The organism is Roseovarius sp. THAF8 (assembly GCF_009363735.1).
Taxonomy (GTDB): domain Bacteria; phylum Pseudomonadota; class Alphaproteobacteria; order Rhodobacterales; family Rhodobacteraceae; genus Roseovarius.
In genome coordinates this window covers 26,443-39,149 of record NZ_CP045411.1, presented here as the reverse complement: position 1 = coordinate 39,149, position 12,707 = coordinate 26,443, and the positions used below count along the sequence as shown (strand labels likewise).

Annotated in this window: 11 protein-coding genes and 1 pseudogene; all 12 read right to left on the bottom strand. The window is 60.2% G+C overall.

Features of this window, described 5'->3' with window-relative positions:
* Positions 1-289 precede the first annotated feature (289 nt).
* Positions 290-1,117 carry a YdiY family protein gene (locus FIU85_RS20055; protein ID WP_152494641.1) on the bottom strand — a complete coding sequence of 276 codons (828 nt, stop codon included), beginning with the start codon at positions 1,115-1,117 and terminating at the stop codon, positions 290-292.
* Between the two features lie 123 nt (positions 1,118-1,240).
* Positions 1,241-2,188 (bottom strand): LysR family transcriptional regulator, encoded by a 948-nt coding sequence (locus FIU85_RS20050; protein ID WP_152494676.1) that lies wholly within the window; start codon positions 2,186-2,188, stop codon positions 1,241-1,243.
* A gap of 630 nt (positions 2,189-2,818) precedes the next feature.
* Positions 2,819-2,995: a hypothetical protein gene (locus FIU85_RS22130; RefSeq protein ID WP_172978208.1), complete on the bottom strand. Its 177-nt coding sequence runs from the start codon at positions 2,993-2,995 to the stop codon at positions 2,819-2,821.
* A 235-nt stretch (positions 2,996-3,230) separates the two neighbouring features.
* Complete coding sequence (locus FIU85_RS20045; RefSeq protein WP_152494640.1) at positions 3,231-3,785, bottom strand: helix-turn-helix transcriptional regulator; 555 nt, start codon at positions 3,783-3,785, stop codon at positions 3,231-3,233.
* A 726-nt stretch (positions 3,786-4,511) separates the two neighbouring features.
* Complete coding sequence (locus tag FIU85_RS20040) at positions 4,512-5,240, bottom strand: DUF736 family protein (RefSeq protein ID WP_152494639.1); 729 nt, start codon at positions 5,238-5,240, stop codon at positions 4,512-4,514.
* A 125-nt stretch (positions 5,241-5,365) separates the two neighbouring features.
* On the bottom strand, positions 5,366-5,671 hold the full coding sequence (locus tag FIU85_RS20035; protein ID WP_152494638.1) for a hypothetical protein: 306 nt from the start codon (positions 5,669-5,671) through the stop codon (positions 5,366-5,368).
* A 14-nt stretch (positions 5,672-5,685) separates the two neighbouring features.
* Positions 5,686-9,948 (bottom strand): annotated as a pseudogene (locus tag FIU85_RS20030) (strawberry notch-like NTP hydrolase domain-containing protein).
* A 102-nt stretch (positions 9,949-10,050) separates the two neighbouring features.
* Positions 10,051-10,203, bottom strand: a complete 153-nt coding sequence (locus tag FIU85_RS20025) for a StaA (protein WP_152494637.1) — start codon at positions 10,201-10,203, stop codon at positions 10,051-10,053.
* A 147-nt stretch (positions 10,204-10,350) separates the two neighbouring features.
* Complete coding sequence (locus FIU85_RS20020) at positions 10,351-10,869, bottom strand: type II toxin-antitoxin system YhaV family toxin (protein ID WP_152494636.1); 519 nt, start codon at positions 10,867-10,869, stop codon at positions 10,351-10,353.
* Positions 10,866-11,192, bottom strand: coding sequence for a type II toxin-antitoxin system PrlF family antitoxin (locus FIU85_RS20015; RefSeq protein ID WP_036562940.1), 327 nt, complete (start codon positions 11,190-11,192; stop codon positions 10,866-10,868). Before FIU85_RS20015 ends, FIU85_RS20020 begins: the two co-directional genes overlap by 4 nt.
* A 124-nt stretch (positions 11,193-11,316) precedes the next feature.
* On the bottom strand, positions 11,317-11,970 hold the full coding sequence (locus tag FIU85_RS20010) for a hypothetical protein (protein ID WP_152494635.1): 654 nt from the start codon (positions 11,968-11,970) through the stop codon (positions 11,317-11,319).
* A 103-nt stretch (positions 11,971-12,073) separates the two neighbouring features.
* Complete coding sequence (locus FIU85_RS20005) at positions 12,074-12,667, bottom strand: regulator (RefSeq protein ID WP_152494634.1); 594 nt, start codon at positions 12,665-12,667, stop codon at positions 12,074-12,076.
* Between the last annotated feature and the right edge of the window lie 40 nt (positions 12,668-12,707).

Here is a 12,707-nt window from a genome sequence, read left to right as displayed (position 1 = left end):
CGCATCCAAGGCAGCGTTGGAATGGAAAGAATGCGTTGGAAACACTTGCTCTGCTGACGGGCAGAAGGCTGCAATCAAAACTTGAGGCCCTGCGGTCGCTCCGACCAAGCGATGCCCATAGACGGCACCGGTATGGTGCGTAGTCAGAACCTCTACATAGCCACAGTCGCTTTCCGAAGGCCTTTTCCAATCGGGCATTTTTCGCACCTCAATTTATTGCACATGAATAAGAAAGGGGGGACAGATTTCTCCGTCCCCCATCCATTTGCTTGAGGGATAACAAGCAGTCTTAGAAGCCGTAGACGAGCGACGCGCCGAACTTGTTGTCGAAGTCGTCGAAGCCAGGTGCCGGATCACTGTCCCACTCGGTGCGATAGGAAATCCGGGTGGACAATTTGTTGGTCACCTTGAAGTTCACACCAAAGTCGTTGGTGATAAGGGTGTTCTCTTCGGAGAAAAGCACGTCCGTATCGTTGGTCAGCGAAACCGTGTCGGTGAACTTGTAGAAGTAACGCGACGAGGCGATGCCGGCGACTTCGTGATCATCATTGCCGAACTGGTCTTCGGTGTAGCGATAGCCAGGTCCGCCTTGCAAACGCCAGGTCATGTTCTCCTGGTTGATCACCCGGACGCCGGGTCCCGCACCGAGGAAGGCGTCCCACTTCAGCGTGTCGAAGTTGTCGTAGTTCGCCGAACCGAGGCCGAAGATGTAGAAGCTGTCCGTCAGGTAGCGGTTCGCTTCATAGGTCGCGAAAACCTCTTCCTTGTTGGTGACATTGTTGTCTTCCGCCCATTCCACGGCAAAGCCGAACGAGTGGTTCCACGGGCCGCTGCCATACCGTAGACGACCGGCGACATCGAGGTCGGCAGTGTCGGTGTTGCCAGAGGTCGCCGAAAATCCAAGTGCGAAGCTACCGCTCCAGCCTTGTGCGAACTGGTTCGTTCCGTAGCGGCTCGCGTCATCGCCTTCGGCGAGGTCGTCTTGCACATCGTCTTCGATGTCTTCGATGCGATCATCCAGGTCTTCGATACCGACAATGCCGCTTTGTGCGAAGGCAGGTGCCGCCAAGACGAGAGCCAGAGCCGACATCGAGGCCAGTTTGCTTACATTATTCATGGGTCTTTCCTTTCCCAAAAGGTGACCCGTTCGGTTCATTCAGAACGGGAGCATCTCTGCTGGGATAGGAATTAGAAAGCGGTCATCGTAGAGTAAAATTCATTTTATTAACGTATAAAACGACTATTTGTTATATTTGAGGATCTCAGCCTCGCCTAGCACACCAATGTCTTGATTCTCACTGATTTCTTGCAGTTGTCGGATCACTCGGGATTGATCGGCATCCGTGTTGGCGACGACTGCGGCAAGCGCGGAACGTGATATTTCTGCAACTTCCGGGTCAACGTCTTCGCGCCAGACGACCCAGGCCGGAAACGGAAAGCGCGGTGCGTCCGGCACAAGGTGCAACTCGCCAGAATCGAGAAAGCGCTTGATGTAGCGCGCGGGCAGGTAAGCCGCGTAGTTTCGGGACCGAATGTACTCGGCGGTCAGGGCACCGAGGGAAAACGTCAGCCCTGGGTTTGTCAGTTCCGGCAACGCAATCGCGTGGGCCTGAACAAACTCAGGCCCCCAATCGGTGAATGCATAGCGCCCTTTCAGATCATTCAATTGGGGATCTTTCCAGGACGCCACGAGCACCAGGTCTTCATCCATCATTTTGGTTGCGATGAGACCGGGGCGTATCTGCGGAGAATAGACGAGTACGGCCTGCACAACGCCCTCTATGAGAAAGCGCGTCAGCCGGTCCGGCATGCCAAGTTCTGCCCTGATGCTCAGATCCGGCATGGCTGTGCGCAGTTGATCGATCCACCGGAACCCCAACCGGGGCCAGAGCGAGTATTGCGCCCCAATTGTCAGACTTTTCCGAAAACCTTCCGGTATGGCAATTTGCTGACGCGCTTCTTCCCAAATCTTGATCAGACTGAGTGCATAGCTTTCGAACTCGCGACCGGCTGGCGTGAGTTCAGCGCCTGCTTTCGAGCGGGTGAACAGAGGCCGACCCAAGCTTTCCTCCAATCGCTGCACCCTGAGCGAAACGGCAGACTGGGTTACAAAGAGGCGGTCCGAGGCTTGAACGAAAGATCCCGTCGCAGCCACCTCCAGAAAAGTTTTGATAAGGGCAATATCCATCGGTGGAACATGAGAAACCCTTGCCTCAAATTCAATCTGAATATGCTTCAGGAAAGCGGCCATCAAAGCTATCGAGCCGAGTTACGGCAAGACCACCGAACAAATAGCGTTCTACGCAGATAAAGATCTTTGATCTCGTTGCAGTATGGGATGAGGTTGTGCCGCACGACAAGCTTGCGGCATCATTTCGAATGCTCGGCACTTTGGATCGCCCCTAGGTCCGCGGTTTATACAGGCGTCTAGCCTCCACCGACACAGCTCTCAAACTGCCGATACAGGGCGACACAGCATCGTTGTTGTGTAAAGTCTCGCATTGCACCTGCGAGCAACTTGAGTGCAAAGTAGTCTAGCGGGCGTCCGCTCCCCGCGGTCTCTCGTGTGGTATTTTATCCCTGCCACCGTCGGCTCGCTCGCCCAAAAGGGACGGGTCGGCGAAAAACTTGCCCCTGCTACCTTCCAGCCTGGGGCCGGGCGGCTGGATGGTGAGTGGCCATGCAGCCGCCTGCATATGTTAGCTATATCGCCTTCTGGTTGTGTTTGCTTGGCTGTTCTGGCATCTTCGAACCGTGGCGTATGAGTGATGGACGCAGGCGCGGTGTCCGTCCTGCATCCCACTAGATAGAGACCGCGTCAGCGTCCTTTTTCTACTTTCTGATCAATCCAGGCCTGAGCCATTTCCCTCGTTGTAAATAGAGGTCGTTCGTCGGGGTAGACTTCGACACCCCCGACGATGTCAACGACCTCGAACAGGGTGATTTCACCATGCTCAGGATGAACAACCTTCGTTTCGAGTATACGGCGTTCCATGAAGGTCACGTTAGCAGCAACGCGCTGTCCTGCAATCGCGTTGGTGCAGTGAACGGATCCCAGAAACTGCGTGTAATTGAACGTGCGCCAGAGCTGGCTTTATCAAAGATAGTGCTTCGCTTTTGTGGCGGCGGGTGTCGCGATACAGAATGTTTGGTGTAAACCAAGCTCCGCACGGGTTTCAGAACCGACGCGTCCGAAAGAAACTCGGAGGCTTCAATCCGATGACCAGGGATCAGGCCGCTGTTTGCTTGCGGCGCCCGGTCAGCGGCAGCACAACCTTTGTCTCTACCTTGGCATCGGGACGATCGGCTTCCTTGGCCATTGATACCACCTCGTCGGTGACGAAGGCGATCAGTTGGTAACGCGTATCAAGCCCGGATTTTTGGTAGATACGGCCCAGCTGCGACTTCACCGTTGTGATGGCGCTGCCGCGCATTTCGGCGATCTCGCTGTTGGAAAATCCCTTGGCCACGAAAATAGCCACGTCCGCTTCTGCCTGCGACAGACCCCAATCCGATGCATGGCGCAGGATCACGGTTTCCTTGGCGATGGGCTCACTGGCCCCTGGCGCCAGCTTTTCACGACGCCGCTGCACCACGTGGCGATTGAGCTGCGTGCAGGCGACATAGGCCACAATCGCGGTCAATGCGAAGAACAGCGCAAAAAGTCCGGAAAGAATGCCCATGCCCGGCCCGGCCTGCGGATAGGCCAGCTCGGCAACAATCAGCGTCTTCAACGCCGCGATCGCCGTGACGAGAACGAGGCCGAATATCCAAATACGCGACATCTCGAAAATACTCCAAGTCTGCCGACAGTGCTTAATTCACTAACTCAGTAATGCGGCGACAATAGGAAGATTGTTTCACCATCATGAAACATTTTCGGGAGGGCTTGAAATCCTTGAAATCACGGACACTCAGTCTGGCCATTTCCAGGCGATCGCACCCAGATAGTTCCCCGTCTCGACAGAATTGACAGTCACGCGTGCCGGACCATAGCTGTCGGCGCGTCGGATCCGGAGTATGTCGCGGCGGTTGCGAGCAAGCCGAACTAAACCGGACATCGTCAAAGCCAGGAATTCTCCCTCACCTTTCAGTGGGACGCTTTCTACGTTTCGCCAACCGCCGTCCAAAGCCTCCCGTTGCATAGCAAAGGGGTTCCGCCGCCTAGGCACAGAATGTTTCAAAACACCTTCCCCGTTCTTCAACACAAATAGGATAGCAAATATAGGCGAACATATAGATATACCGACCTTGGTGGTACATTGGAAAAAATTTTTGAGCAAGCCCGAGGAAAATGCAGGGGTTTATCTTTGGAGTTGGCAACACTTCGTGCTGGCTCCTCTTACTTTGCGCCAGGTCGGGCGTAGCCCGACCTGCAAAATGTATCGGGTTATGCAGCCATAAGCCGGATTATAGTGTGTGCTTTCCACCAATCCACCACATCAAAAGGGGAGCCGCGAACTTGCGGCTCCCCAATCTGCTCGGATGTTTAGGATTCTTGCAATGGATCGTCAGGCGACCAGAATCAGCCCGGCATCTGCGTTCTGCGGCGGTTCACCGCTGTCGATGAACGGGATGATCGAAAAGGCCTGCCCGCCGCGCTGTTCTTCGTTCTGCACGGCGTTGACGCGCAGGTCGCCATCGGGCGTGTTGATCAGCAGCGACAGGTAGTCATTGCCCGTGCGGCTGCTTTTCGCCATCCAGGCCGAGCCAACGCGGATCGGCGTGCCCCGGGGCGAGCTGACCTCGATCCGGTAGTCGGGATGGGTCTCCTCGGTCTTGTAGCCATTCTCGATCAGCATGAACTCCAGATCGAACATCATGTTGGCGATGTAGCCGGTGAAGGCGTTGTCCGCGTCCATGGCGGTGAGCTCGCCCGAGATCGAGCCGGATTTCATCAGGCCGTTCGAGACCAGCGGGATGATCTCGAATTCGTCGCTTTTGGCCGCCCGCGCTTCCTTCGTCTGCACGGCATTGACGCGGAACGGGCCCAGGCCGACATCGATCTGCATCGAGATGTAGGGGTTGCCACTGGTATTGCCGGTCGCGCTCCAGGCTGTGCCGATGCGCACCTTGCGGCCCGACTTGTTGACCGCGGTCACATCAAAATCCGGGCTGCGTTCGGACATCTTCGGGCGGGTTTCGAGCTGGATGGCGATGTCAAAGCGCGTCGAATGAATCATGCCGGTGTACTCGGCGGCTGCGGTCTCGACATTGCGGTTCAGGGTTCCTGCGAACATGGGATGGTTCCTTCTTGGATTGGCCGGTGCCTGACGTCCTTGCCAGCACAACCGGGATTGCTTTTTCGACCCCTCGTGGGATCACAAACCAGAAAGCTCGCTTTCCTTTCTTCCCAACCTTCAGTTCAGCGCTGGCGCCTGAGAGTCTGTGCCACCTCCCCGCCGGGTACGACGCCCCTCCCCTGCCCGTCTGGTCTCAGTTGGCTGTCCTGGCTCTTCTCGTCGCCACACTTCGGTCCAGCGATAAAGAACTCTGCTTCCTCCCCGTTCAACCGCTGCCCGCTCCGGTCTGTCAGCCCGATGCAGCTGCCGTTCGGCACATAGGTGATCAGGTATTGGCCGAGCCTGTCCCTGTGGACAACGTAGCCGGTATTGGCCCAGTGCACGGTCTGACCGGCATCGACGGCCGCCTTGATGTCTTCGAGAGTCATGATCTCACCCTTCCCTATTCTGCTGCCACAGACGCGGCGTGTGGCAGCTGCCCCACGATCCGGGTCAGAATGCTGACCGTGTCGACACCGTCCCCATGCGGCAGAAATACCCGCAGCTGGAAGGCGATGATTTCGGTGAAACACCCCATGGCCTTGAGACCCTCGATCATGCCCCGATCCGCACCGCCCAGCTCGAGACGCATCTCGCCTGCGACCCGGCGGCGGGTCAGGGTGAGACCCCGGCCAAGATCGACCGGCGCTGTGGTGCCGAGGGCGGCGGTCAGCATTTCTTGCGGCGTCTACGGGTCGGAGACGAGGAAGCGGGCGCGCAGCGCGGCCGCCCCTTCCTCGCTCAGCGTGCGCCCGATCATGGCGGTCGCCCCGTCGGGCGTGACCCTATAGATGCGCTCATTGGTGGTCGGGATGTCCTTCCAGACCGGCAACAGCAGCCCAGTCAGCAGATAGAGCTTGGTCGTGGTGGTTTTCGGCAGGGACGCGGCCTCGGCATCCCAAAGCACTGCAAACTCAGGCTTGCCGATCTCTTCCCAGGCCGAGGCCTCGAACCTTGTCTCCTCAAGATAGCTCGACCCGTTGGGCCGCACGGCCTTGCGCATGAGGGTGACGATATCCTCGTCATACATCTGCATCGGGCGCGCCGAGATGAGCGCCGCGCGACCGGAGGCGCGATTGACCATGGGCAGCTTGTCCGGATTGCGCGCGAGGGCGTCATCAGCCGACAGCACATGAACCGGATCGGTGACCTCGAGCCCAATGATCCGCGTGACCGCACCGGATTTCGGGCAGGTCCAGAGATCCTCAGTGGAGACCTGTTCGATCCTTTCGCCGCGCAGGGTTTCGACGCCGAGATCGAGCGTGCCCGCCGCGCGCGCCCGTTCCGTCTGATCGGCGATCCGGCGCATGAACTCGGCAAAAAGCGCGTTCTGCATGTGGATGGGCAGCGCCAGCACCCGGTTGAGAAACCGCTGGATCGGGGGCAGCTCTTCGAGCAGCACCCCGTCCTTGTCGATCAGCCGCAAAGCTGTCCAATCGGTGAAACTCTCGTAGCTCATCGCCTCGGCGCGCCCGGCGGCAAGATCGGCGAAATAGCCACGCAGTGCGGCCCGTGCGATCGGGCTTTCGAGATTGTCCTCCTCCCGGAACATGCCTTGCGAGCCGGTCTCGCGTTGGCCCTTGGTTAGGGCCCCCAGCTGGTCGAGGCGTTTGGCTATCGTCGAGGTGAAGCGCTTCTCGCCATGCACATCGGAGGTGCAGACCCGGAAGAAGGGCGCGCTCACCTGGGCCGATCGATGCGTGCGGCCCAGCCCCTGGATGGCCGCATCGGCGCGCCAGCCGGGCTCCAGAAGATAGTGCCGGCGACGTTTCTGGTTCTTCGCCGTCTGCGCCGCATGATAAGATCGGCCCGTGCCGCCCGCGTCAGAAAAGATCAGGATATCCTTCTCGCCGTCCATGAAAGCTTGGGTCTCGGAGGAATTGCTGCTGGCCGAGCGTTTCTCGATGAAGAGGTGGCCATCGTCCGCCTTCAGAGGTCGGATCGACCTTCCGGTCACTTCGGCCACGGCCTCGTCGCCAAAGGCCCAGAGGATCTGGTCGAGCGCCGACGGGATCGGGGCCAGCGTCATCAACTCCATCATGGCCGCATCTCGTAGGGCGAGCGCCTCGCGCGAGACAACGAGTGCGCCGGTCTCGTCCCTGAGCGGCTCGGCCATCATATTGCCGTCGATCTCGACCAGCTTTTGCGCGTGGATCGGGAAGGCCTGTTCGAGGTAGCCCAGAACATAGTCGCGCGGCGTCAAGGCACCCTCGACGAGCTCGTCGTCGGACTCCATCGTCTCAAGCCGGCGTTTCAGCAGGATCTCACCTGTCGAGACCACCTGGATGACGCAAGCGTGGCCCGCCACTAGATCGTCCTTGATTGCGCGGATGATACTCGGGGCTTTCATGCCCATCAGGAGATGGTTGAAGAAGCGCTGTTTCGTGCTCTCGAAGCGGGACTTGGCCGAGGCGCGAGCGGCCGAGGCATTGGTCTCCCCCGAGGCGTCATTGACGCCAGTCGCGGTCAAAGCGGCTTCGAGATTGTGGTGGATCGTCCGAAACGCGCCCGCGTAAGCGTCGTAGATCTCGATCTGGGCCGGGATGAGCGCGTGTTCGAGCACGTCATACTCCACGCCATCGAAGCTGAGGGCGCGCGCCGTATAGAGCCCGAGCGTCTTGAGATCGCGGGCGACCACCTTCATAGCAGCGACACCACCCGCCTCCATCGCCGAGACAAAACTCTCGCGGTTCGGGAAGGGATATTCGGGGCCTTGCCCCCAGAGCCCCAGCCGCGCTGCATAGGCGAGATTGTGCACGCTCGTAGCACCCGTGGCCGAGATGTAGAAGACGCGGGCGCGGGGTGCTGCCAGTTGCAACCGGAGGCCAGCAAGGCCCTGCTGGGAGGGTTTGACCCCCCTGCCCTGCTCGGACCCTGCCGCGTTCTGCATGGCATGGGCCTCATCAAAAGCGAGGACGCCGTCGAAATCAGCGCCCATCCAGTCGAGGATCTGGCTCCGTCGCGTGGTGCCGCATTTGCCCGCGGACCGCAGCGTGGCGTAGGTCACGAAGAGGATACCGTCGCCCATCGGGATGGGCTGGTCCGGTTTCCATTTGGAGAGCGGCTGGATGTCGGCGGGCGAGCCGCCGAGATCGGTCCAGTCGCGTATCGCGTCCTCGATGAGCGTCGCGGATTTGGAGACCCAGATCGCCTTCCTGGTGCCGGCCAGCCAGTTCACCAAGATGAGCCCGGCGCATTCGCGCCCCTTGCCGCAGCCGGTACCGTCCCCTAGGAAATACCCAAGGCGATAGGCACGTGCCTCCGGGTCATCATCGGCGCGCGTCAGTTTGGTCTGGTCGTCATCGATCGTGAACCGCCCCGGCAGGTCGCGCCCGTGGGCATCATGCGCCATGATGATCGTCTCGAGCTGCGCCTCGGAGAGATGCCCCTCCTCGATCAGCTTGGCGGGCAGGCGCAATTCCGCACTGGCCGCGCCTGATGGCACCGGCGGCGCGACAGAGGCCATGGCGATGCTCTCGACGAGCGGCGTGGGATGTTCCTGCGCACCCGCGATCTCGATCCGCTGCGGGCGGTAGCGCGCATAGATGTCCGAGACGGGCGTGTTGTCGCGCGGAGCCTCAAGGCTTGTGAAAGTGAGCGATATGGCAGCGTTGGTCTGAGCGTTGGACGCCGCAACTCTGGCAACTGGGTGCTTGCGCGTGACAGGTACTGGACCGACCGATCGCGCATGAGGGTTTGTCGCCGCCCGTTGGGCGGGGCGCGTCTCAGGCCGGTTTGCGGCCACGGTGTCGACAAAAGGAAGGGCTTCCTCAAGACCCTGAACCGCGGCGCGGATGAGTTCGCCGTCCTCCCGCACCTTGTCGAAGATCATGAGCTGGGTTTCGACAGAGGTGCCGAGCTTGCGGTAGACCTGCCCCGGCATCGTCAACGCCAGTCGCGGCGTCAGGAGACCGCAGGCGCGCGACCAATGCGCGGCATCACGCTCCGGGCTGAACCATGGCGGCATGATCGCCACCAGCCGCCCACCTGGTGCCAGGCGCTTGGCTGCCGCGACGAGATGTTTGGCAGCGATGTGCTTGTCTCGCGAGCGATCGACCGAGGAGGCAAAGGGCGGGTTCATCACCACGACGTCGGGTAGAACCGGCGTCTGCAGCAGATCGTCGATATGCTCGCCGTCATGGCTCGTCACCTCGCCGCCGAAGACCACGCGCAGGAGGCGCTGGCGCAAAGGGTCGATCTCGTTGAGCAGAAACGTGGCACCGGCCCGGGCGGCGAAAGCGGCCAAGGCGCCGGTGCCAGCCGAGGGTTCCAGCACGGTCTCGCCCTTACGAATGGCTGCCGCCCGCACGGCCAGGGCCGCGAAAGGCAACGGCGTGGAAAACTGCTGCAACCGGATCTGCTGCTCCGACCGGCGCGTTTCCGTGAGGAGCCGTGAGGCAAGCAGCTTTGCGGTGGCGATGTCACCTGCTGCACCGTCTCCACGCAGCAGCACCTGGATGGCCCCGGCCTGCATCAGGTCATAGGCCATGCGCCAGTCCCACGCGCCACTGGCATCGCTGCCGCCGAACGCCTGCCGCATGATGCGTGCGAGCGCCGAACTGCGCAGGGGCTGGTGATCGATCTCTGCGCCGATTTGCGCCAGCGCAGAGGCGAGATCAGCGTCGGAGATTGTGAGAGCCGGATTTGACGGTTTGGGCCTGGACATGGGGATTTTCCTTTGGATCAGGGTCTGAGTTCCAAAGGACAAAAAGCCTGCTTTCGCTTTTCTGGGTGACGTGGTCAGACCGCGCTGACCTCCAAGGCTTGGTCAGGGCTTGGATTGGCCCTGGCGCTTCGCATCAATCAAAGCCTGCGCGGCCTGCATTACCTGAACCTGTGAAGTTCCAGCGCGCGCATCCTCAAGCGCGGCCTGTGTCTGCGCACGAAACCACGCGTCATACGAATTGACATCAGCCGCCACGGAAATGCTCCTCGAGACCGAGGTGCGGCTGTTCCTTACCCGTTGGGTCCATTGCGCTTTCTCCGACTATACTATGGGTCGATGCTACATCACCCACAGTGGTGCCGTAAACGGCAAGGCCGAAAGGTTCACAGCTAATCGGGCCACTTACCGATCGGTCGCCGCTTCAAGAGACGTCTCGAACCGCTTGTCCGCCGCCTCAGCTTCTTTCAAGAGCGCGTCGAAATTGTCAGGTGGGTTGCCATCTTCCAACATCCCTTTGAAGGTCGCATAGGCATCCGTCTTACTGCCATAGGCGCGCAGGGTCTTGTCGTCGTTCACCCAGGCCACCACGATGACTTTGGCATCGCTGTTGAACCGGTAGAACAACCGATACTGCTGGAAGAATTTCGCGCGGAACCAGTGCTTGCGGTGATCCCCGAGCGTGCCGCCTTGCCGGAAGGCCGCAGCACCGGGATCTGCCGGTATGGCCTCGGTGACCAGCTTGAAGATGGCGGCCAGCCGTTTCGTCGGGTTTTTCTTGCGCCAGGTCTTTGGATCGCGTGCCTTTCGCGCCTCGACTTCCAGGGTCAGCCCTTCGAGCTGGTCAAGAAAGAGCGGATGCGCGTAAATCGACCATCCGTTTATGACAAGGGGCGCGTGGGCCGGCACGCTATCGCCGTTCATTCATCCTCGAGCGATAGCGGCGCATCGAGATCGACGTCAACGTCTCCGACCAGTGCTGCAAGACGGTCATGCAAAGCCCCATCGAACGCCCGAATGCGATCCGGATGCGCCTTGATATCGGCCTCGACAAAATCGAGAAACGCGCCGAGCGCGGGATCATCCTCGTCGCTGCGCACGGGCTCGATATAGACCCGGCCACTCGGCTCGGTGCAGTAGCGAATCTGGTCGCCCTTGCCCAGCTTGAGCTGCTTGCGCACACCCGCAGGCACGGTCGTCTGATACCGGTCCGTGAGTTTCGAGACGTCTTGTGCGAGTGCTGTCATGGCAGTCTCCTGAAAGAAAAGGGGCTTTGCTGCCCGTGATAGGTAATGCATTTGCATTGTCTTGTCAAGACAAGCCGCAGGATCTGCTGTCGCCAGCAGCTCGATGAACTGTCCGGCGCGGCACCTATTCTCGCCCCGCGAGATACTCCGCCAGCACCGGGCTGGCAGCACCTTTCGCGGAGCTGAGCAGCTCCGAACCCGCAAGCGTGGCCTTCGAGAGGCGTACGAGCCCGCAGGTTTCCTCGATGCGGTAGCAGCGGCGTTTTTGCCGCCCGCGCCTGTAGTGGGTCGCGGTGACGATCTGGCAGGTGCTGCCATCGGTGAGCGTCACAGGGGTCGCGAGCCTGATCTTGTCGCCTTCCTCGTAGTCCGGGATCGCAGCCCAATCCCGGCAGCGCTGACGCCAGGCATGGGCGTAGCTGTCCGGGTCTTTCAGGTTGGAGAGGAGCTCGATCAGCGCAAGGGGAGCGCGCGACTCATTCGGGCCAGCACTTTCCTCCATATCCTTGTAACCCCAGCAGCCGTCATCGTATCGGGTGAGGAAGACAGCTCCGAAAGTGATCGAGCCGTCCGCATCCGTGACATAGGTCGCGTCCTCGACAGGGGTGCCGTCGAGATTGGTGACCTTTGCCGCCGCATACCAGGTGGAGCCAACCTTACAGGCCTTGACCAGTTCTGTTTTGCGTGTGTCGCCCTCAAAGGTGCAGAGCCGGGCAATCTCCGCTTTCTCGTCCGCGTAGGTTTTGACGCGGCGGTCAGTGTAGAACAGCCATCCCATTTCAGAGTCCTTTCTCTCGTTGGAGAAAATTGTTGCCGCCAATGTCCCGAGAGGGCCGCAGGCCCGGCAGGGTATTGGCGATGCTTGTTTGAGAAAGGGCGCGTTATGCCACCCTCCGGTCATCGATCTCCATCAGCGAATCGAGAGGCACGCGATAGGGCTGCATGGCGTCGAAATCCTCGCAATTGCCACAGTTCTGCACGATCGCGAAGGTGTCGCAGGCATCCTTGAGGATGACCCGGAAGGTGCCGCCAAGACCTGAAGGCACCTCGTAGGTCCCGCCGATGAGATAATCCGACGCACGGCGCACGAAGACGCGGATGCTGTGACCATCGGTGGCGAACCGGATCGCCCCCTGCCCCCGGTCGATCAGCACCTGCACATCGTCGAGAATGTCGGTGTAGAACTGCCCGGTCAGATCACGAGACGCCATGCGGCGCTGAGCCATCCAATCGGTATCCCGAAACGGGTTCATGCCGTCGGCAAAGGCGAAGGACGGATCGGCCTGTTCGGTCGTGACGATGCGGGTGGTTGTGCCGTCGATGCCGTTCGAGCGCAGATGCACGCCGTTGCCGACGATGAGGATCAGGGCCGGCCTGTCCACGGGCCCGTTCCAGTTGGGCAGGAAGGTTTTGCAAGCGCGCGCATGGGCGATCTGCGCCGCAACGGCTGAGGCAGAGAACTTGAGAATAGCCATGGGGATGTCTTTCTGTTCGGTGTGGGAAGATGGACCCGCG